Genomic DNA, 19,969 nt, shown 5'->3' with positions numbered 1-19,969 from the left:
CGACGTCCACGACTACCCCGTGGGACCGCTCCGCGCCCCCGAGTTGGTCGACACCCTCGCAACGCTTCTCACCATCCTGACTCCCTGAACACCCCCGACGCCGCTCTACCGCTCGGCGCGCTTACCACGACGCCCGGCACCACTCGCGTCGTGCCCACCGGCGAGCAACACGCCGCGTACCGCCGGCACACTGCCGCTGGCCCTGGACCTCCCACGTCCGTCGTCGGCCACGGTCAACGCGACATGTACCAACCCTGGCGGCGACGTCGGAGGGTGACGCGCGCTCGCCGACCGGAGGACTCGTCGGTGCCGGGTTCGGGCGCGGTCGCGCGGTGACCGTGGGCCGTTCACTGCGCCCCCGCTCGCACCCACCGCCGAGCCGTCAAGAGCGCGGGTCGTCGGCACATCCCTCGGGTGCCGCCCAGGGGTCGTCGGCGCCCGCCGGCCGTCGGCGGGAATCCGGGTCGAACATCCGCCGCAGGGTGTGGGTCGGTCCGTCGCCGTCGTGGTCGACCTGGGTGATCCAGGGCATCGAGGCCATCGATCGGCCGAGTTCGTGGGTGACGCACGCGTCGAGGACGGCGCGCAGCGTGTCGAGGGCGGGGTCGTCGACCAGGCACAGCCATCCCAGGGCGGCGCTCACCCTGACCTCGGCGGGGCGTGCGGGGTCCGACCGCAGGGCGTGGGTGAAGGCGGCGGCGTCCTCATGGCGGTGTTCGCGGGCCAGTTGCGCGATCGCCAGGACCAGGCCCGCGCCGACCCGCGCGTCGTCCTCCACCCGGAGGCGGTCGTGCAGGGCGGCGGAGATCTCCCCGGCCCGACCCATCGACGCCGCCGGCACAGTACGCGGCCGCCTCGCGCACCTTCGGGTCCGGGTCGTCCAGGAGCACGGTCGGGATGTGCGCGTCGGCGGCGATCGCGTCGTGCACCGCCTCGACGGTCCAGTTCTGGAAGTAGCCGCTCATGTCGAAGCGTCCGTCGTCGTCGGCATCGGCGACCTGCAGCAGATCGGTACGGGACCCGTCCTCCCAGCACTTACGGCGCGCCACGACCGCGACCAGCTCGAGCGTGTCCGCCCGATCGCGCGTGGAGCGATCCGCAGCCATCCGCAACAGCAACGAGCGGCGAAACTCGCCGACCGTGAACCGGTCCGGGTGGACGATCCGCGGAAGGAACTCATCGCGAGACTTCTGGCGGACACCTGCGAGATCTGCGGAAGCAAAAGCAACGTGCAAGTGCATCACCTCCGCGCTCTCGCCGATCTCGCGCATGCCGGATGGCAGCCTTCCGACTGGGCGCGCGTCATGCTCCATCGGCGTCGCAAAACCGTCGTGGCCTGCGACTCCTGCCACGGCCGAATCCACTCGGAACGGCCTGCCAAACCACCCGCAGCAGTCACCGGAGAACCGGATGGACAGGGAAACCGTCACGTCCGGTTCCGCGGGAGGCAGCGCGGAAAAGGACCTGCCACGGCAGACACCTCGCCGCGCGGCCGACCCATCTGCGTGGCTCCTGCACGCCCGCCGCCACGTACGCGACCACGACACGGCTGATCCAACACGCCGAGAGTCTTCCGACCTGGGCCGCGATCTCCCTGATGACCCGCCGCCTCACTCGCCGCACACGCGGTCATCCTCTCGGATGCCCGAGGCGGTGCCCAAGGGCCTCTCGCCCTGCTATCCACATCCACGTCCACGCCGTACGGTCTGCCCAACTCGCCGGACCGGCACGAGGCAGCCCACGTGCACGTAGCGCTCGCCCCACGTCGGACACCCGCTGCACGCATTGCGGAGGTACGCGGCCGATCACGGCCCGGCGAGTGGTCGAACTCGGGTGGCGCGCCCACTCGGTCGCGGCTCGCACGATGCGAGTTCGACAACCGTCGCCCAGACGCCCAGGAGTGGGGGTACATCCCGACCACCCACGGTCGCGACCACATATCCCTCGGCCGCAGACCTCGTGGTCGTCCGGCAGAAAACTTGAGCCGCCCCACCTGTGGTCGGTCGCGGCCCGTCGCCGGGCATCGGCGCGTTCCGCTCAGCAGGCGCGCGTCGCCGGTTGGACCCCGTGGTCAGGACAGGCGCCGCAGGGCATCACCGATGAGCGCGATGCCTTCGCCGATCTCGGTGGGCGTGCGAGCGGCGTAGCCGAGGACCAGGCCCGGTCGGGTCGGGCGTTGGCTGTGCCAGGACAGCGGTTGCACCTTCACTCCGCACGCGAGTGACGCGGCGGCGAGGTCGACGTCGGCGAACTCGGCGTCGAAGGTGATCGTCAGGTGCAGACCGGCCGCCGCGCCGTGGACGACCGCGCCCGGCAGGTGGGTTCCGATCGCGTCGATCATGGCGTCCCGACGGCTGCGGTGGCGGTGGCGGAGGAACCGCAACTGGCGTTCCATGCCGCCTGATTCCATCAGTTCGGCCAGAACCAGCTGGGGCAGTACGGCGTTGCCGAGGTCGGCGAATCGTTTGGCGTCCACGAGGGCGTCCCGGTACTTCGGGGGCGCGAGCACCCATCCCACCCGCAGGGCGGGGGCGAGGAGTTTGGACACGCTGCCCGCGTAGCAGACGTGCTCCGCGAGCATCGATCGCAGGGCGGGGACGGGAGGCCGGTCGTAGCGGTGTTCGGCGTCGTAGTCGTCCTCGATGATCAGCCCGTCCTCCGTGCCGGCCCAGCGCATCAGGTCGCGGCGTCTCTCGCCGCCGAGCACCACGCCGGTCGGGAACTGATGGGCGGGTGTCAGGAGGACGACCGGAGCGCCCTGGGCGCGCAGCGCGTCGACCCGGATTCCGTCCGCGTCGACCGGGATCGGCGGAGTCTCCAGTCGCCGGTGGTTCAGGTGCTGGCGGGCCCCCAGCGATCCGGGGTCCTCGACGGCGACCTCGTGGATGCCGTCGTCACGAAGCACTTCGGCGAGCAGGCCGAACGCCTGGGCGGTTCCGGCGACGATGATCACCTCGCCCGGGTCCACCCGGATCCCGCGATTGCGTGCCACCCAGTTCGCGACGGCGTGGCGCAACGCCGGTGTACCGCGAGGATCACCGTATCCGAAGTCGGACGGCGCCAGGCCGCCGACCACGCTGCGTTCGGCGCGCAGCCACGCCGTTCGCGGAAACGCTGTCAGGTCGGGCATACCGGGCGACAGGTCGACGCGAGCCGGCGCCGCCCGCAACGCGTCGTAGATGTCCGCGCCGGGAGCATCGACGAACAGCGCGTTCGTCGATGGTGGGCCGACGGTCTCGCGCGGGCCCCCTGCCGCCGGCGCCGACACGGGAGCGGCGACGACGATCGTTCCGCCTCGCCCGCGCCCGGCGACGTGTCCGTCCTCGATCAGGCGGTGGTACGCCTCGGTGACGACGCCACGCGATACGCGCAGTTCACCGGCCAGGACCCGCGTGGCCGGCAACCTGCTTCCCATCGGCAGCCGGCCGTCGGAGATCGCGAGCCGCAGTTGCCGCGCCAGCCAGTCGGACAACCCGCCCACCGGCGCGTCGTCGACGTTCAGCTGAAGGAAGTCCGACCCGGACGTTATGGACTGGTCGAAAGCATTGCTATTGGACCTGTTCATCGGGCCAATGTAGCGCGAGGGTGAAGTCATGAACATGGATCCGGTCACCGCACCTCCCGCCGTCGACGTACAGCCCCCATCGCACCATCTCGCCCGGGGGGTGCGTGACGTGCGGGAGCGGACCGTGCGGGAACGCGGCTACGTGCACGGGTATTCGCCGGTCGAGGCCCGCCGCCTCAACGATCAGGCGGACACCCTGGCGGCCCTGTTGCACGCCGGTACCGCCTACCCGGCCGGCAGTCGCGTCCTTGAGGTCGGTTGTGGGGTGGGGGCACAGACGGCGCACCTGGTTTCGGGGAGCCCGGGGGCGGAGATCACGGCGGTGGACGTCTGCGAGGACTCGCTCGCGCAGGCCCGCGCCCATGTGGCGGCCCAGGCGCCCGGGGCTCGGGTGGAGTGGCGGCGCGCCGATCTGTACCACCTGCCGTTCGCCGACGCGACGTTCCACCACGCGTTCGTGTGCTTCGTCCTGGAACACCTGAAGGACCCCGAGGGCGCGTTGGAGGAACTGCGGCGCGTGCTGCGGCCCGGCGGCACCGTCACCGTGATCGAAGGTGACCACGGGTCGGCGTTCTTCCACCCCGACAGCGCCTATGCCCGCGCGGCGATCGACCGTCAGATCCAGCTCCAATCCGCGGCCGGCGGAAACGCGCTGATCGGCCGACAACTGGAACCCCTGCTGTCCGCGGCCGGGTTCGCCGATGTCGCGGTCCGCCCGTGCACGGTCTACGCCGACCGGTCCCAGCCCGGGTTGATCGAAGGATTCACACGCAACACCTTCATCGCCATGATCGAGGCCGTCCGCGACAACGCCCTGACGGCCGGTCTCACCACCCGGACCGAGTGGGACCGCGGTATAGCCGACCTGTATCGCACGGCGGAGCCCGGCGGGGTCTTCCACTACACGTTCTTCAAGGGAGTCGCCGCGCATCCGGGTTCACTCGTCAACGCGCGAAGCACCGTGTCGGGTTCGCGGACCGTCCGATGTGGGTGACACTCGGCTTCCTCGGAGTGATCGTGCTCGTCGGCGTCGCTGCGGCCACCGGACGCGCCGTGCACGACAGTCGCGATACCGCCTACGGGCTGCGGGTGCCCGCCGTGACGCCCCCGCCGCCTCTCTCACAGCCGCCCGCGACGTCCGGTCCCGCAAGCCGCCGCCCGCTCGTTCCCAACCCCTCCACCGCCCAGGCCCCGGGCGCAACCGGCCGATCGCCGGAGCCCCACAGGGAGCGGGCACCGACACCGACCGGAACCCGAGACGTGGTCGACGCCGGCGCGGACGGCGGGCAAAGCGGTGTCCGGTCGCGGAGCAGGAACCCCGCCAGGAGACGATGATTCTCGTGCGACTCGATCTCGAACCCCGGGAGCCCACCTGGGGAGCCGCCTCCGCGGCGGTCCCCTGGTTGGCGACGCTGCCCGCGGACATGCGGACGAGGCTCGACCTGAGCGAGTGGGTCATCCCATCGGGAGAGGTGGCCCGGGTGCGGACCCGAGTCGAACCGGCCTTGAAGACCCACGTCATGACGTACCGGCGAGACCCTCCGCGCCCGGCGCCGGGGCGCGTCCAACTGTGCCAGGTGCTCGCGTGCGCGGAACTCGATCCGCGCGGACTCGCCGTGTTGCGACGAGCCGAGGAGGCCGTCGCCGCGGCGGGAGTCGTACTTTGCGCGTACGCGACTCCGCTGCGCCTGCGCGGCCTGTGACCCACGCACGGCAACTCGCCCAAGACCGTGCTCAACGAAGCGGCGCCACCGCGGCCTACCGGCCCGGCGGGAGCGCGCATCCTCTGCGGACCACCCGATCACGTGGCGAGGGGAGAGCGGCGTGCAGGCTGCTCTCGTATTGCCGGCGCGGGAAGGTGAGGTTCCCGAGCAAGTCGTAGTTCCAGTCGCGGCGGGTGTTTCGCAGGTTCGACCACGTCACGGTGTCTTCTCCGACGATGATCCTCGCCATCAACGCCCAGCATCCGAAGCAGTCGCACGCGCACGCGAGCAACATGCTCTCGCCCTCCTCGGCGCCGTGCGGGACCTCGTCCGGTTCTCCCCCGAGCAGGTGTTCCGCGGAAAGCCCCCACGCGTGCACGTATGTTCCGGCGAGCAACGGTGCGGGGCACATGCCGGATTCGACGGTGTTCGCCTTCGCTTCCGCTCGCGCGTCGGGAAGCTCCGCCGAGCGGACCAGTTCCAGGAACGAGACACCGTCGACCAGGTAGTCCAACATCGAGAGGTTCTCGCCCTCGTCCAACCACGTGGGTCTGTAGGTGATCATGCGGAACTCGATCGAACGCATGCGCCGACGTTACTGTGGCCGGGAGGCGGCCGGCGCCGAAGGAACCGGATCCTCGTGCCGTCACCCGAGGAATCAAACACGCCGCCCGTCGAATGGCGTGGCTCCGGCGCGCACTCGGATCCGTCCGGCCGTGGACGCCACCCCGAGGAACGCATTCGCGTCGGAGCGGCCGTGGCATCGGGTGCCGGCTGCGTGCCGGTGGACCGGGCCGTCGACGAGGACGGCCGGCTGTCGCCGGTGTACGTACGCCGGACCCGACGACGCCGCGATCACGCCGGCGCAGCGGGCGGCGTTGGCCGGTGACGGCGTCGGCGTCGGCGTCGGCGTCGGCGTCGGCGAGCAGAACGCGCAGCCCGCTGCGTTGGCGCGGGCGGACCCGGGTGGCGGCTCGTCTCGAGTGTGACCGCGGATGTGTATCACCAGGGCTCGGCGCTCGAACATGTTCGAGCGCCACGGGACGCGCCCGATGCAAGCCTTGCACCACCAAGCACCCCCAACTCGTTGTTTTCTATGGGGGAAAGCGGTCAGCCGCCTTGGTGAGTCGCCCCCCGACGGCCCCGCGTTCCCCGTGCGGCCGCTTCGAACCAGTCGACGTGCAGGACGCGCATGACCGGCATGGACCCGAAGCAGTACATCGCCGGTCGGGCGGGACAACCCCGAAGAAGGAGAAAAGCCATGGCACATCCGCCCACGGAAGAGCCGACCCTCACCACCTCCCTCCCGTCCTCGGACGTTGATCGGCGGGGCATGCCGGCGCCCGCCTGGGCCGTGCGGAACGGGGACGGCACGTGGCGGGTGAAGTGGTGTCCCGAGGCGTCGTTGATGATCGGGTCGGCGTCCGGCTCCGACGTGTTCATGGTCCAGCCGTGACCGGGGGCGGTGGCTCCGGGAGCCGGCCGGGGCGCTCTCGCCCGTGTGGGCGAGGCACAGGTGTGGTCGGTCCCGGTCCGGTCCACGACACCCTGGCGGGCGGAATCGTGCCGAACAAGCGTTTCCTCGGCGCGATGGCAGAGGGGTACTTCCACGCCGTGCAATACGTGCGGCACCCCGCCATACCGCTCTACACCCCCGAACCGGACGTCCTGCACGACGTGTTCGGGCACGGCATCCATCTCGCCGACCCGTTCTTCGCCGACCTGTACCGCACGGTGGGCCGGGCCGCGGCCCGCGTGGACAGCGCCGACGCGCTCGACCTGATCAGCCGCGTGTACTGGTTCACCCTCGAATACGGCACCGTCCTCGACCACCGCCGACCCACGGCGTACGGGGCGGCCCTGCTCTCGTCCTTCGGCGAACTCGCCCGCTTCGCCCACGCCGAACTGCGCCCGTTCGACCTCGCCGACATGACCCGCATGTCCTACCAGGTCGCCGGCTACCAGCCGGTGCTGTTCACCGTCGACTCCCTGACCCGCCTCGCCGACCTCCTGCACACCTTCCTCGACGACTTCGACGAGGACACCCGCGACCGCCACCACCTCCCCGCCCTCACCGAACGTGGCGTCGTGACTCACCCGCCCCGACCATGAATTCGCCGGTGGTGTAGAAGCCCAGGGCGCTGGGGCCCTGTTCGTCCAGGAGTTCGCGGGTTCGGCGCACGATCGAACCCGACCGTGCGGTAGGGCCGGACGGGTGAACTCCGCTCGCCGGTGCGTGGATCGGCGGCTTCGCGGGCAGGGGCCGCGCGTTTGCCGTGATGCGTTGTCGCGGTGCTACGAGGAGGCGGCCGTGGATACCGGAATCCTGAGTAGAGGCGAACGGCGGGCGTGGTGCGCCCTCGTGGGGGAACTCCGCCTTGGCGCGTGGGCGCATGGACCCGGGCGGATCGGCGCCGCACCGCCCGCACCGAGGCTGCGGCTCGTCGCAGCCGTCATCGTCCTGGCGCCCGTGGCCGTGGCGTATGGCGTGGTGGCGGCAACGAGGCTGTCACATCCGCTGGTACTGGTTCCCCTCGCGTCGCTCGCGGCACTGGGAGCACTGCCCCTGCCGGCACGGGCCTCCCGGCATCGGTGTCGGCATCCGTGAACCACGTCCTCACCCGTCGAGCGCACCGATCGACCACCTCGATCCGGTGCCGCCTTACGACCCTTCCCGTGGAGCACGAATGACCGACGTCCACACCCCCTTGGCGCCTTTCCCGCCCGACGCGGCGGCTCCGCGCTCGTCTCGTCGTGGGACGATCGTGGTGAAGTGGTTGACCGCCACCGATCACAAGACGATCGGCAGTCTCTACCTCACGACATCGTTCCTGTTCTTCCTGTTCGGCGGGATCCTCGCGCTCGCGATCCGGACCGAACTGGCCCTGCCGGGGACCCAGTTGCTCTCGAATGAGCAGTACAACCAGGCATTCACCATGCACGGCGCGATCATGCTCCTGATGTTCGCCACGCCCCTGTTCGCCGGCTTCACCAACTGGATCATGCCGCTCCAGATCGGCGCCCCGGATGTGGCGTTCCCCCGCCTGAACATGCTCGCCTACTGGCTTTACCTGTTCGGTTCGCTGATCGCGGTCGCCGGGTTCCTCACCCCGGACGGGGCAGCCGACTTCGGCTGGTTCGCCTACACCCCGCTCAGCTCGGCCGTGCGCTCACCCTCCATCGGCGGCGACATGTGGATCATGGGCCTGGCACTGTCCGGATTCGGCACCATCGTGGGCGCGGTCAACTTCATCACCACGATCATCTGCATGCGCGCGCCCGGGATGACGATGTTCCGGCTGCCGATCTTCTGCTGGAACGTGCTGCTGACCTCGGTCCTGGTCATCATGGCGTTCCCGGTCCTGGCCGCCACGCTGTTCGCGCTGGAGGCCGACCGCAAGTTCGGCACGCACGTTTTCGACCCCGCCAACGGCGGTGCCCTGCTGTGGCAGCACCTGTTCTGGTTCTTCGGCCACCCGGAGGTCTACATCATCGCGCTGCCGTTCTTCGGCATCGTCACCGAGATCCTCCCGGTCTTCTCGCGCAACCCGGTCTTCGGTTACAAGGGTCTGATCGCCGCCACCATCGCCATCGCGGGCCTGTCGGTCACCGTCTGGGCCCACCACATGTTTCCCACCGGTGCCGTGATGCTGCCGTTCTTCTCCTTGATGACGTTCCTGATCGCCGTCCCCACCGGCGTCAAGTTCTTCAACTGGATCGGCACCATGTGGCACGGGTCGCTCTCCTTCGAAACGCCCATGCTGTGGTCGATCGGCTTCCTGGTCACCTTCCTCTTCGGCGGCCTCACCGGTGTCATCCTCGCGTCACCCCCGCTCGACTTCCACGTGACCGACTCCTACTTCGTCGTCGCCCACTTCCACTACGTCGTCTTCGGAACCGTCGTCTTCGCCATGTTCGCCGGATTCCACTTCTGGTGGCCCAAGTTCACCGGAAAGATGCTGGACGAGCGGCTCGGCAAGATCCACTTCTGGACCCTGTTCGTCGGCTTCCACACCACCTTCCTCGTCCAACACTGGCTCGGTGCCGAGGGCATGCCCCGCCGCTACGCGGACTACCTCGCCTCCGACGGCTTCACCACGCTCAACGCGATCTCCACCATCGGTGCCCTCCTCCTCGGCCTGTCCACCCTTCCGTTCCTGTACAACGTCTGGAAGACACACCGGTTCGGACGCGAGGTGATCGTGGACGACCCATGGGGCTACGGACGCTCACTGGAATGGGCCACCTCCTGCCCGCCACCGCGGCACAACTTCACCAGGCTGCCCCGGATCCGCTCCGAATCGCCGGCCTTCGACTTCCGTCACCCCGAGATCGCCATCCTGGACTACGAGACCCCACGCGGAAGAGAGGGCATCCTCGACGTCAACCCCGACAAGATGGGCAGATAGGAAACACAGGTTGAAGAGCCCGACCGACGACGACCGCCACCCACCCAGCGGCGGGCCGTCGCCGACCCGACCCCGACCCCGACTCGACTCGGCGCGGCGCGGCGCGGCGCGCAGTACAGGAAAGAGGCGCGGGCCTTCGGCTCCCCAGTCGGTATTCGCCGTTCGTCGAAGTGTTCGCGACGCGAGCTACAACGACGACGTCCTCGCCACTACGGAAACAACAGCGAGGACGCACCCTGCCGCCGTATCCCACTCGCTTAGCGGTGGTTGGTTGACAGCGGGTCGGGGTCGCGGTGTGTGCCGACAAGAGGGAACGTCGTCTGCGCCTCGGGAGGGTTGCGATGACCAAGCGTGTGCCCTGTCCGCCCGCATCGGGGCCGCTGGAGGCCTATGCCGCACGGTTCGACGACCTCTTCTCGAACGAACGCCCGCCGGGCCATTTCCACCGTCAAGCGCACGCGGATGACGAGATGCGGATCCGGATCGGTCCGGTCCCCCGATTTCTCCCGGCCTCGCATCCCCACTCCGGCAGATCCGCCCGCGACACCACACGTGTCGCGGATGACCGCGCCCCCTCCGGGTATCGGCAGAAACCGAAGCGATCAACGCTTTCGCGTTTGCGCTCCCGGAATCGGGTTGACCCGGCAAGCAGAACAAGGCACCGCCATGCGCCCACGGGCCGACGGCGAACTCGGAACGATTGGAAGCATCATGGTCATGCCCTCGACCGGCAGTCCCCTTCGAGCCGCCCTCACCCTCACCGCACCCATCCTGATGTGGACACTCGCGAACTCGCCGGGACTCGCGCACGCCTCCCCCGTCCCCACGAACGACGGTCGACCGACCCTGACCGCCGACCGCACCGGCACACTGGACCCCGCCGGCGACCGCATCACCGTGACAGGCCGCGGCTTCCGGCCAGGCAGCGAGGTGCGCGTCAAAACGTGCGACCCCGCCCAGGGGCCCGACGAGGCATGCGACACCGACCTGGGCGAAGGGCCCGTTCGGGTCGACACCGACGGCACCTTCGCCCGGGAATTGCGCGTACGCGCCGCGTTCGGTCCCGTCGACTGCCTGAACACCCGCTGCGCCGTGGCCACCACCAAGGTCGGCGGCGGCGGGGACCGCAGCCAGGAGAGCTACCTCTCGATCGGGTTCCGCGGCGAGGTCCCCGGACTGCCGGCCACCTGGGCACCAAGCCCCTCGGCCACGCCCGGCAGCGACGGCGCGACAGCCGCACAGCCCTCGCCGGCGAGTCCCTCGGCCCCCACCGACTCGGCGCCCCCGAGTGCACAGGACACCGACACCGACGAGAACCCCTGGGTACTCCCCGCCGTCATGGCAGGCGTGATCGCGGTCATCGCCGTGATTGTGGTGTTCGTGGTCCGCAACCGACGCCAGGCCGGCACGGGACGAGGCAGCGGCGACAAGTAGATCCCAGACCGGATCGGCATGTACGCGCCCCTTGCCCTGATCTTGGGCGCCCATGGGTGACACCGAGTCATGGACTCGCTCGGATGCCGCTTCGGGTGCGTACCGGCGCCGGGACGGGTACTCCTCCCGTCGCGGCATCCGTCCGCTCGCCTCGGAAGAAGGGACCCGGGATGTCGACTGTGCAGACGACAGCGCGAACAACCCGTCTCCAACGGGTTCGTCACCGCGCCGGGTTGGACGGCTCGTGATGCCGAGTACCGCTCTGATCGTCATCGACATGATCAACGCCTACGAGCACGAGGACGCGGAGGCTTTGGTTCCCTCGGTACGTGAGGCCCTCCCCGCGATGCGGCGGCTGATCGACCGCGCTCGCGGACACATGGCGGACGTGGTCTACGTCAACGACAACTTCGGCAGGTGGCGCTCCCACCATGACGAGATCCTCGATGTCGCACTGCACGGGCGGCACGCCGACCTCGTCGAGCCGATCCGGCCGGACGACACCTCGATGTTCGTCGTCAAGGCCCGCCACTCGATCTTCTACCAGACACCCCTCGAGTACCTGCTGAACCAGCAGGGCGTGGACCGGATCACGCTGTGCGGCCAGGTAACCGAGCAGTGCGTGCTGTACTCCGCGCTCGATGCCCACATCCGCCGCTTCGAGGTGACCGTGGCCGCGGACGCGGTCGCGCACATCCACGCGGACCTCGCGGACGCGGCCGTACGCATGATGGAACGCAACATGGGTGCCACCGTCCTACCCGCCGACCGAATCGAGTTCCCCTGACCGCCGGGGCGAGCGCCCGCGCATCCGGAGCCCCTCGGCCTTTGAGCCGAGGCCTACGCCGCAGCCTTCGCCGAACACCCGGACGCCCGGGGCGCGCTGGTGACCAGCCCCACCCCATACGGAACGTGCGCGGACCTGGCGGCGATCGCCGAGGTCTGCCATCGCCGTGGTCGACCGCTGATCGTCGACGAGGCGTGGGGCGCCCACCTGCCGTTCCACCCCGACCTGCCCACCTGGGCGATGGATGCGGGCGCCGACGTCTGCGTGACCAGCGTGCACAAGATGGGCGGCGGACTGGAACAAAGCTCGTTCTTCCACCATCAGGGCGACCTCGTGGACCCCGACGTCCTCGCCTCCCGCGCCGACCTTCTCGGCACCACCAGCCCCAACGTCCTGATCTACGCGGCCCTCGACGGTTGGCGCGTTGCAAAAAATCGGAGGTGCTCGGGAGAGGATGAGGGCTCTCACCGGCGGTGCGGGTCAGAGCTTTTCGAGGCCCAGCTTGGACAGGTACGCGGGAATCCTCGCCACCGTCCTTCTGGCGATTGTGGTTGTCTGCAAGGTGCCTTGCGTCAGGTCTCGCACGATGACCGTGTAGGTGCCCCGATCGTGTACGAGTTCAACCGCATACAACACTTCCGCAGACGTGCCGCCCGCCGCCTCTGCAGCGTGGCCTTGCTCTTCAAACATGTCCGTCGACTCCTTCACAGCCTCGTCCGCATCGAGAGGGCGACAATGACTGCGCCCGAACCTCCAGCGGTGCACAAGGCCGGAAGTGCAGCCGTATCATTCCCAGCCGGCACTCGGACGTAAGGCAGTTCCATACACACCGCCCGGGCAGGACGCCTCGGAGGGCACGATGCCCGGCAACGCACGGGGAGCCGGAGGCAGCCAAGTTTCGGTGGTCGCATCCGTCCGCGCGCGATGTGCCGGGGCTGGGCCCATACGGGGGTCGTCGCTGCCTGTGCTTTGGTCGCACCGAGTTCGCAGCGGACGCTCCACCGTTGTCGTACGGGCTCTAGCTCGCCTCAGCGAGACTCCGCGGTCGCATGTCCGTCCAGGTGTGCTCGATGTAGTCCAAGCACGCCTGGCGAGCGTTCTCCGCGTAGGCCATCGTCCAACCGCCCGGCACCTCGGAGGAGGCAGGCCACAAAGTGTGCTGGCCTTCGTCGTTGACCAGCACTACGAATCGTCCGTTCTCGTCCTCGAACGGGTTCGTCATTTTCGTCTCTCCTGCGATCCGGTTGGGGATGCGCCGGCAGTAGGCGCGCCCCTTGCCCCGTGCAGCGGGTGGGACCTCACTGACTCTTTCCGCCGGCGCCCGCAGCAGCCGCGACAGGCCGAGACTTCGCGCCCTTGGCGTCGGCCTTCTCGTCTTCCCGCAGTTCGGCACCGAACCTCTCGGCGGACGCCTCCGCAGCGAGATCGTGGAACTCCTCACTTGCCTGGTGGGCGGCCTTCTTCACCTCCATGACCAGGTTGATGGACGTCTTGATGGTTCCCTGAACCAGCGGTTTGACGACGCGCTTCGCCAACGGCGCCAATACGAGACCCAATAGAAAAGGCGGGAGGGCAGTCATGGCTGTAATCTCTCTGCGTGTGGCCGACGGACGGATCGCGGCCGTACGGTTGAATGCGACCTCGCGAGAGAATCGGCACTCGTCGACGGGCCGGCGTCCTCATTTTGGGTCCAACAGTGACGTCCCGTACGGCCAGTGGACCCACGCTAACCGACGTGCGGGCGCCCCTGTCGATGAATGCAAGAAGCTTCACCCCTACGGGTGCAATCAATATTGTGATGAGTCTGTGCGGCCGAGAGCGCGATAGGGTCCCCGTACTCCGTCACACCTATTCCGGCATTCCCCGCAGCCAGACGGCGCCGAAGCGGGCCATAGGCGCGTCTCTCGACAGGAGACGATCACTCGACGGAACAACGGAGTGCGGGGCGCGCACCGAGGCTGCACTTCCTGGCGGATGTCGACGGTCCCCGCCGATTCGAGCCGGGCTGGGCGGCTGCTGAATGCGACCGGGCGCGCGGCACATTCCCAGCGCACCCCAGTGAAGTCCTCTTCGGGTCATAGCGATAGCCCCGCGAAAAAACTACAAGCGTTTCGTATGTGATGACTGGGCGAGTGGTTTGTTACACGAGTCCACAGGAGCGTGGAACGGGCCGTCAACGGAGGAGGATCCCCCGGCCCACTTGTAATTCACCTCTTCGGGGGACAACGTGAACGACCATTTGGATCGCAGAACAAGCTCTGCAAAGCTCGTAATCCATGAACCGTCGTTCGGCCGCTCGCGATCGGTGGATGAGTGCGAGCGGCAAACAACGAGAGGAGAGCGGCGCGTGGATTTCGCGCTGACCGCCGAGCAAGAGCTGATGCGCAAGGAAGCCGGGCGGTTTGCTCAAACCCAGCTCGCCGCGTCCTCATCGGGGACAGGTCGAACGTTTTCTCGCGAACTGTGGCACCGTTGTGCCGAGTTCGGTGTACAGGGCATGCCGTTTCCCACCGAGTACGGCGGCCAGGGCGCTGACCTGATCACCACCGTGTCGACCTTGGAGGAGCTGGGGTACGGCTGCCACGACAACGGCCTGCTGTTCTCGTTGGGCGCCCATATGTGGTCCTGTGCACTGCCGATCTGGCGTTTCGGTGATGCTCGGCAGCGGGAGCGGTATCTGCCCTCGCTGTGTAACGGTTCGGCTGTCGGTGTCCAGGCGGTGACCGAGGTCCGGTCCGGGTCCGACGCGCTGGCTGTGCGAACCACGGCGCGAGCCTGCGGTGACGATTACATTCTCGACGGGGTCAAGACGTTCATCACCAACGCACCTGTGGCCGACGTCTTCGTGGTGCTGGCCCAAACGGGCAGCGTCGGGGATCTGGGCGGACTGTGCGCGTTCGTGGTGGACCGAAGGCAGCCGGGCATCTCGGTGGGTGAGCCCGTCGAGAAACTGGGGTTGGCCTCGTCTCCCATGAGCGAGGTGGTCCTGGACGACTGCCGGGTACCGGCGACGGCAATGCTGGGCGGCCCGGGTGCGGGCATGACCGTGTTCAACACCACGATCGAGTGGGAGCGCAGCTTCATCCTGGCCACCGCCCTGGGCACCATGCGCCGCCAACTGGAGGAGTCGATCGCGCACGCGCGCGCCCACACACGTTTCGGTGAGCCGATCGGCCGAAACCAGGCCGTTGCCCACCGCATCGCCGACATGCGCGTGCGCCTCGACGCCGCTCGACTGCTGTTGTACCGCGTGGCCTGGCTCAAGGACGAAGGCAAGCGCACGAGTCTGGAGTCCTCCGTCGTCAAGCTCTTCCTCAGCGAGGCACTCGTCGAGTCGAGCATGGCGGCGTTCACCACCCACGGTGCCGACGCCTACGTGTCCGGTGCCGCACAGGAGCGCGACGTTCGCGACGCTCTGGCAAGCCGCATCTACTCGGGCACATCCGACCTCCAACGCGTGATCATCGCGCGGATGCTGGGGCTGTGAACTCATGACCGATCTCCTGCACCAACTCCTGCGCGAGAGCGCCGCCCGTACTCCACAGGCCACTGCCGTGATCGACGACGCCGGCGTCACCACCTACGCCGAGTTCGATCGGCGCGCCAACCAAGTAGCCCACCTGTTGCGGTCCCAGGGGGTGGGACCCGGCGACCGTGTGGGACTGCACCTGCCTCGAACCGCCGATGCCCTCGTCGGCGTCTACGGGGTGCTCGCGGCCGGGGCCGCCTACGTCCCGCTGCCGCTGGGCGTTCCGGCATCCAGGCTGCGCACCATCGTGATCGACGCCGGCATCCGGATCATCCTGGCGGCACACGAGGACACCACCCGAGTGCGCTCGGATCTCGGCGGGCCCGACTCTCCACTGACGGACGTCGTGGCTCCCCGGGCCGCGGCCGAACTGTCCGGTGAGTCCCCGCAGATCTCGGTGGAGCCCGACGACCTCGCCTACGTCCTGTACACCTCGGGTTCCACGGGAACTCCCAAAGGTGTGATGATCTCGCACCGCAACGCCATGTCGTTCGTGGACTGGGCGGCACGGGAGTTCCGCGTCACCGGGGAGGACCGGCTGGCCAACCACGCGCCGCTCCACTTCGACCTGTCCGTCTTCGACGTGTTCGCCGCAGCCTGGGCGGGTGCCGCGGTGGTACCGGTGCCGCCGCAGGCCGCCGCCTTCCCGACCGTGCTGGCCGACTTCGTCCGCAAGCACCGGATCACCGTCTGGTACTCGGTGCCGTCGGCACTCAACCTCCTGGTGTCGCGAAGCGGCCTGCGTGCCGGCGACCTGCCCGCGTTGCGCCTGGTCCTGTTCGCGGGCGAGGTCTACCCCCTCCCGCAACTGCGGTCGGCCCTGGAGACGCTGCCCGACGCATGTTTCTACAACCTCTACGGGCCGACCGAGACCAACGTGTGCACCTACTACCGAGTGCCGCGGCCGTTCCCGGCGGACTCCGCGGCCCTGCCCATCGGGATCCCTTTGCCGGGCATCGACCTGTGTGCCGAGACCGACGACGGCCGCCTGGCCGGGGTGGGTGAGACGGGCGAGCTGTGCGTCCGCGGGACGACGGTCATGCGCGGATACCTCGGCGACCCGGCCCGTACCGCGCAGGCACTGCGCCCCGTCGTCGACGGACCGGGGATCCCCACGTATCACACCGGCGACCTGGTCACCCAGGACTCGGACGGCCACTGGCATTTCCTCGGACGGCGGGACTCCCAGATCAAGACCCGTGGATACCGGGTCGAACTCGGCGAGGTCGAACGAGCGTTGGCCCTGCATCCGGCCGTGCTGGAGTGCGCCGTCGTCGCGGTGCCCAACGAGGAGTTCGGACACCTCATCGCGGCGTTCGCGGTGTTGCGCGAGGAGGTGGCGACCGCCCGATTGACCGCCCACTGCCGCACCGTGCTCCCGAGCTACATGGTCCCCTGGCGCATGCGGACCCTGACCGCCCTGCCCCGGACCACCACGGACAAGATCGACTATCGGCGGCTCAAGGCCGACGCGGAGGAGAGTGCTCATGCGGGACATCGTTGACCAGGTGCGCACGTTCATCGTGCAGGATCTCGGCTGGGAAGGACCCCGTACCGAACTCACCGACGACTTGCCCCTGATCGAGAAGGGCATTCTCGACTCACTGGGCCTGCTGAGCCTGGTAACCCACCTGGAGGACAGACTCGGAATCCGCGTCGACGACCGCGACATGGTTCCCGACAACCTCGGCACGCTCCGGAACATCGACCGATTCGTTGCGCGGAAACTGGAAGCCGCACCAGAGCGGAACACTCCGGCAACGAGGTAGCACGTCGATGCGGCGTCCGGAAAGGCCCACCGTGCCACGGCTCGCCGGATCGCGAATGTGGTTCCGTTGGCCGAGCCGCGCCGCGACCGGCGTAGGCACCGGTGGTCGGGTTCGCCTCTTCAATCGTGTTGGTCCACCCTCGTCAGTCTCCGGCCGCCTGCGACGCATCGCGGGGGCCCGGCTCCTTGCCATGTCCTCGACCGGCCGAACGTCGCCGGCATGGGCGCGGCGGAGTTCCAGAACATTGCAGGAGGTTGCCCGTGTCCCGCCGTAAGTCTGCCGTTCTGCGTGATCCTTCCTCGGAGCCGAACCCCGGTTGCGCAGCCGGACCTTCGGCCGATGTTCTTCCGGTCACCGCGGCACAACGGGAGATCTGGCTGGCCGAGCAGCGTTCTCCGGAAGCGGGTGCGGCGCTGCGCATGGGCGAGTACCTGGAGATCGACGGGCCGATCGACCCCGGGATGTTCGAGGCGGCGCTGCGTATCGTCGTGGCCGAGACCGACGCACTGCGGGTGCGGGTGGTGCCCGGCGAGGGTGGGCCACTGCAAATCGTGGAACACGTACTGCCCTGGGCCCTGACGCTCGTCGACGTCGCCGACGAGCCCGATCCGGACGGCGCCGCACGGGCCTGGATCGCGTCGGACCTGGCTCAACCCATGGACCTGGCATCCGGTCCGCTGTTCGGTTTCGCCCTGCTCCGGATGGCATCGGATCGCTTCTGGTGGTGTCACATGTATCACCACGCGGTCATGGACGGGTACGGCCTCTCGCTGGTGGCGCGACGGACGGCTGCGGTGTACACGGCTCTGGCACGCGGGCAACAAGCCGGTCCCAGCCCCTTCGGCCGCTTGTCGGCCCTGGTCCGCGCCGATCAGGAGTACCGCGCGTCCGACGAGGGTGCCACCGACCGCAAGTACTGGGCGGAGCGGCTGTCGGGCTGGTCCCCCGCCGTCGCGATTCCACCTCGCCACGGGTTCACGGCCGAGGAATGCGACCCCGGCAGGGTCGAGCCCGCCGAGCAGGCACCGGTCTTCGGGCACTCGGTGCCGGGGATGGCCCGCAGGACGCGGGAGCTTCCGCTTCCGCAGGCGCTGCGGGCGGCGGCCTGGCACGCCAACCTCCCCCCGAACCGGTTCGTCGTCGCCGCGGTGGCGCTGTACGCGCATCGGCTGACGGGCATGGGGGACGTCACGGTCGGGCTGGCCGTGGCCGGCCGCCTGGATCGCGCTGCGCGCACGACGCCCGGGATGCTCGCCAACGGGGTTCCCGTACGGCTGAGCGTACGGCCCGACATGACACTCGAAGACCTCCTGGTCCAGGTCGACGAGCGCATGCGAGAGGCGGTGACCCACCAGCGCTATCGCGGCGAGGACCTGCCTCGTGACCTCGGTCTGCCGCGCGGCGCCGGCGCGGCGTTCTCGCCGGTGGTCAACCTCATGGGCTTCAACTACGACATCACCTTCGCCGGCCACCCGTGCACCGTGCACAACGTTTCCGCGGGGCTGCTCGCCGACTTGATGATCGCGGTGTGGGACCGCCGGAACCACACCGATCTGTGCCTGGAACTGCGCGCGATGCCCGAGATGTACGGCGACGCCGACCTCGCGGACCACCAGGAGCGGCTCCTGCGCCTCCTGGCGAACATGGCGAGCGCCGATCCCGCGCTTGCGATCGGCGCGCTCGACGTGCTGTCGGCCGACGAACGGCGCCGCATGCTCGGGTCGGGCGACACCGGCGAGGGCGGCCTTGTCGCCGTTCCGATTCCGGTGCTGTTCGAGGCCCAGGTGACGCGCACCCCACGGGGGACGGCACTGGTCGCCGGCGACACCGACCTGACCTACGAGGAGTTGAACGCGCGCGCGAATCGGCTGGCCCACGCATTCGTCGCCCGCGGCATCGGGGCCGAGGACGTGGTGGCCCTTGCCCTGCCACGCAGTATCGAACTGGTGGTCTCGATCCTTGCAGTCCTCAAAGCCGGAGCCGCCTACCTGCCGGTGGACCCGGGATATCCGGCGGAGCGCATCGAGTACATGCTCGGTGACGCCCGCCCGGCCCTGGTGATCGACGACGCGCAAACGGTCGCCGAGTTGGCGGCGGGAGAGCCGGACCACGATCCGGGGATCCTCGTGGATCCGAGGAGCCCCGCTTATCTGATCTACACGTCGGGGTCGACCGGGCTACCCAAAGGGGTGGTGGTCACCCACATCGGCGTGGCCAACATGGTCGCCGCCTTGGCGGAGCGGTTCGGGATCGACGCCCACAGCCGCGTTCTACAGTTCTCCTCGCCCAGCTTCGACGCCTCTGTGTCAGAACTGTGTACCGCCCTGCTGACCGGAGCAGCGCTGGTACTCGCCTCCACCGTCGAGCCGTTGTCCGCCCTGATCGATCCGCAACTCGGCGTTACCCACGCGACCGTACCGCCGTCCGTCCTGGCCACGGTATCCGAGGCGGCCGCCTGTGTGTCGACCTTGGTGGTGGCGGGCGAGGCGTGTCCGGCGGGATTGGTGGCGCGGTGGGCACCGGGGCGGCGGATGATCAACGCGTACGGCCCGACGGAAACCACGGTGTGCGCGACGATGAGCGCTCCCCTGACTCCCGACGATGCCGCACCACCCATCGGGTGGCCGATCCTCGGAAGCCGTGTCTATGTGTTGGATGCGTCGTTGCGGTTGGTGCCGCCGGGGGTGGCGGGGGAGTTGTACGTGGCGGGGGTGGGTCTGGCGCGCGGCTATCTGCGCAGGCCGGGTCTGACCGCGCAGCGGTTCGTGGCCGA

Annotated in this window: 19 protein-coding genes and 1 pseudogene; 13 read left to right on the top strand and 7 right to left on the bottom strand. The window is 68.9% G+C overall.

Annotated elements, in window-relative coordinates; genetic code table 11:
- Window positions 1-382 precede the first annotated feature (382 nt).
- Entirely contained in the window at window positions 383-778 is a 396-nt protein-coding gene (locus ACWCPW_RS50110) for a hypothetical protein (protein ID WP_449768354.1), read from the bottom strand.
- Window positions 705-1,271, bottom strand: a complete 567-nt coding sequence (locus ACWCPW_RS50105; RefSeq protein WP_449768353.1) for a hypothetical protein — start codon at window positions 1,269-1,271, stop codon at window positions 705-707. Before ACWCPW_RS50105 ends, ACWCPW_RS50110 begins: the two co-directional genes overlap by 74 nt.
- On the opposite strand from ACWCPW_RS50105, the gene ACWCPW_RS50100 reads away from it, so the two are divergent.
- Window positions 1,155-1,553: an HNH endonuclease gene (locus tag ACWCPW_RS50100; protein ID WP_449768351.1), complete on the top strand. Its 399-nt coding sequence runs from the start codon at window positions 1,155-1,157 to the stop codon at window positions 1,551-1,553. The two genes, ACWCPW_RS50105 and ACWCPW_RS50100, sit on opposite strands and share 117 nt — an antisense overlap.
- Before the next feature lie 518 nt (window positions 1,554-2,071).
- Here ACWCPW_RS50100 and pdxR read toward each other — a convergent pair.
- A complete protein-coding gene (gene pdxR / locus ACWCPW_RS50095; RefSeq protein WP_449768350.1) occupies window positions 2,072-3,565 on the bottom strand; it encodes a MocR-like pyridoxine biosynthesis transcription factor PdxR in 1,494 nt (497 codons plus the stop codon).
- Between the two features lie 28 nt (window positions 3,566-3,593).
- Here pdxR and ACWCPW_RS50090 point away from each other — a divergent pair, with 28 nt between their 5' ends.
- Window positions 3,594-4,559, top strand: coding sequence for a methyltransferase domain-containing protein (locus ACWCPW_RS50090; RefSeq protein ID WP_449768349.1), 966 nt, complete (start codon window positions 3,594-3,596; stop codon window positions 4,557-4,559).
- Window positions 4,560-4,905: 346 nt separating this feature from the next.
- Window positions 4,906-5,268, top strand: coding sequence for a hypothetical protein (locus tag ACWCPW_RS50085; protein ID WP_449768348.1), 363 nt, complete (start codon window positions 4,906-4,908; stop codon window positions 5,266-5,268).
- 55 nt (window positions 5,269-5,323) lie between these two features.
- Here the strand turns inward: ACWCPW_RS50085 and ACWCPW_RS50080 are convergent, their stop codons facing one another.
- Entirely contained in the window at window positions 5,324-5,854 is a 531-nt protein-coding gene (locus ACWCPW_RS50080; RefSeq protein ID WP_449768347.1) for a hypothetical protein, read from the bottom strand.
- Between the two features lie 675 nt (window positions 5,855-6,529).
- Here ACWCPW_RS50080 and ACWCPW_RS50075 point away from each other — a divergent pair.
- The 6 genes and pseudogenes from ACWCPW_RS50075 to ACWCPW_RS50050 form a co-directional block, all read left to right on the top strand.
- Window positions 6,530-6,724, top strand: coding sequence for a hypothetical protein (locus ACWCPW_RS50075; RefSeq protein ID WP_449768352.1), 195 nt, complete (start codon window positions 6,530-6,532; stop codon window positions 6,722-6,724).
- Complete coding sequence (locus tag ACWCPW_RS50070) at window positions 6,643-7,380, top strand: hypothetical protein (RefSeq protein WP_449768346.1); 738 nt, start codon at window positions 6,643-6,645, stop codon at window positions 7,378-7,380. The genes ACWCPW_RS50075 and ACWCPW_RS50070 overlap by 82 nt, the downstream gene beginning before the upstream one ends.
- Before the next feature lie 575 nt (window positions 7,381-7,955).
- Complete coding sequence (gene ctaD / locus ACWCPW_RS50065; protein ID WP_449768345.1) at window positions 7,956-9,677, top strand: aa3-type cytochrome oxidase subunit I; 1,722 nt, start codon at window positions 7,956-7,958, stop codon at window positions 9,675-9,677.
- Between the two features lie 717 nt (window positions 9,678-10,394).
- Window positions 10,395-11,111: a neocarzinostatin apoprotein domain-containing protein gene (locus tag ACWCPW_RS50060; protein WP_449768344.1), complete on the top strand. Its 717-nt coding sequence runs from the start codon at window positions 10,395-10,397 to the stop codon at window positions 11,109-11,111.
- A gap of 247 nt (window positions 11,112-11,358) precedes the next feature.
- Window positions 11,359-11,898: a cysteine hydrolase family protein gene (locus tag ACWCPW_RS50055; protein ID WP_449768343.1), complete on the top strand. Its 540-nt coding sequence runs from the start codon at window positions 11,359-11,361 to the stop codon at window positions 11,896-11,898.
- Window positions 11,899-11,943: 45 nt separating this feature from the next.
- Window positions 11,944-12,321, top strand: a pseudogene (locus tag ACWCPW_RS50050) (ornithine decarboxylase); the annotation flags it as partial.
- 57 nt (window positions 12,322-12,378) lie between these two features.
- Here ACWCPW_RS50050 and ACWCPW_RS50045 read toward each other — a convergent pair.
- The 3 genes from ACWCPW_RS50045 to ACWCPW_RS50035 all read right to left on the bottom strand — a co-directional run bounded on the left by ACWCPW_RS50045 (window position 12,379) and on the right by ACWCPW_RS50035 (window position 13,478).
- Window positions 12,379-12,588, bottom strand: a complete 210-nt coding sequence (locus ACWCPW_RS50045) for a hypothetical protein (RefSeq protein WP_449768342.1) — start codon at window positions 12,586-12,588, stop codon at window positions 12,379-12,381.
- A gap of 328 nt (window positions 12,589-12,916) precedes the next feature.
- Window positions 12,917-13,120 carry an MbtH family protein gene (locus ACWCPW_RS50040; protein ID WP_449768341.1) on the bottom strand — a complete coding sequence of 68 codons (204 nt, stop codon included), beginning with the start codon at window positions 13,118-13,120 and terminating at the stop codon, window positions 12,917-12,919.
- Between the two features lie 76 nt (window positions 13,121-13,196).
- Window positions 13,197-13,478 (bottom strand): DUF5132 domain-containing protein, encoded by a 282-nt coding sequence (locus ACWCPW_RS50035; protein ID WP_449768340.1) that lies wholly within the window; start codon window positions 13,476-13,478, stop codon window positions 13,197-13,199.
- Between the two features lie 647 nt (window positions 13,479-14,125).
- Here ACWCPW_RS50035 and ACWCPW_RS50030 point away from each other — a divergent pair.
- The 4 genes from ACWCPW_RS50030 to ACWCPW_RS50015 all read left to right on the top strand — a co-directional run.
- The gene (locus ACWCPW_RS50030; RefSeq protein WP_449768339.1) at window positions 14,126-15,385 is read left to right on the top strand and encodes an acyl-CoA dehydrogenase family protein; all 1,260 of its coding nucleotides are present in this window, start codon (window positions 14,126-14,128) and stop codon (window positions 15,383-15,385) included.
- A 4-nt stretch (window positions 15,386-15,389) separates the two neighbouring features.
- The gene (locus tag ACWCPW_RS50025; RefSeq protein WP_449768338.1) at window positions 15,390-16,931 is read left to right on the top strand and encodes an amino acid adenylation domain-containing protein; all 1,542 of its coding nucleotides are present in this window, start codon (window positions 15,390-15,392) and stop codon (window positions 16,929-16,931) included.
- Window positions 16,915-17,196: an acyl carrier protein gene (locus ACWCPW_RS50020; protein WP_449768337.1), complete on the top strand. Its 282-nt coding sequence runs from the start codon at window positions 16,915-16,917 to the stop codon at window positions 17,194-17,196. The genes ACWCPW_RS50025 and ACWCPW_RS50020 overlap by 17 nt, the downstream gene beginning before the upstream one ends.
- Window positions 17,197-17,456: 260 nt before the next feature.
- Window positions 17,457-19,969 (top strand): AMP-binding protein (locus tag ACWCPW_RS50015; protein ID WP_449768336.1); only part of this gene is annotated, 2,513 nt, incomplete at its 3' end.

Source organism: Embleya sp. NPDC001921 (genome assembly GCF_053594475.1).
Note: the sequence above shows the minus strand (reverse complement) of the source record. Positions and strands in the feature narration are given on the sequence as shown.

What these genes read in the sequence shown, in the direction of transcription:
- ACWCPW_RS50105 (WP_449768353.1), bottom strand. Translation starts at nt 1,271, where the DNA reads ATGCGCGAGATCGGCGAGAGCGCGGAGGTGATGCACTTGCACGTTGCT.
- pdxR (WP_449768350.1), bottom strand. Translation starts at nt 3,565, where the DNA reads ATGAACAGGTCCAATAGCAATGCTTTCGACCAGTCCATAACGTCCGGG.
- ACWCPW_RS50090 (WP_449768349.1), top strand. Translation starts at nt 3,594, where the DNA reads ATGAACATGGATCCGGTCACCGCACCTCCCGCCGTCGACGTACAGCCC.
- ACWCPW_RS50080 (WP_449768347.1), bottom strand. Translation starts at nt 5,854, where the DNA reads ATGCGTTCGATCGAGTTCCGCATGATCACCTACAGACCCACGTGGTTG.
- ACWCPW_RS50075 (WP_449768352.1), top strand. Translation starts at nt 6,530, where the DNA reads ATGGCACATCCGCCCACGGAAGAGCCGACCCTCACCACCTCCCTCCCG.
- ctaD (WP_449768345.1), top strand. Translation starts at nt 7,956, where the DNA reads ATGACCGACGTCCACACCCCCTTGGCGCCTTTCCCGCCCGACGCGGCG.
- ACWCPW_RS50060 (WP_449768344.1), top strand. Translation starts at nt 10,395, where the DNA reads ATGCCCTCGACCGGCAGTCCCCTTCGAGCCGCCCTCACCCTCACCGCA.
- ACWCPW_RS50055 (WP_449768343.1), top strand. Translation starts at nt 11,359, where the DNA reads ATGCCGAGTACCGCTCTGATCGTCATCGACATGATCAACGCCTACGAG.
- ACWCPW_RS50045 (WP_449768342.1), bottom strand. Translation starts at nt 12,588, where the DNA reads ATGTTTGAAGAGCAAGGCCACGCTGCAGAGGCGGCGGGCGGCACGTCT.
- ACWCPW_RS50040 (WP_449768341.1), bottom strand. Translation starts at nt 13,120, where the DNA reads ATGACGAACCCGTTCGAGGACGAGAACGGACGATTCGTAGTGCTGGTC.
- ACWCPW_RS50035 (WP_449768340.1), bottom strand. Translation starts at nt 13,478, where the DNA reads ATGACTGCCCTCCCGCCTTTTCTATTGGGTCTCGTATTGGCGCCGTTG.
- ACWCPW_RS50025 (WP_449768338.1), top strand. Translation starts at nt 15,390, where the DNA reads ATGACCGATCTCCTGCACCAACTCCTGCGCGAGAGCGCCGCCCGTACT.
- ACWCPW_RS50020 (WP_449768337.1), top strand. Translation starts at nt 16,915, where the DNA reads ATGCGGGACATCGTTGACCAGGTGCGCACGTTCATCGTGCAGGATCTC.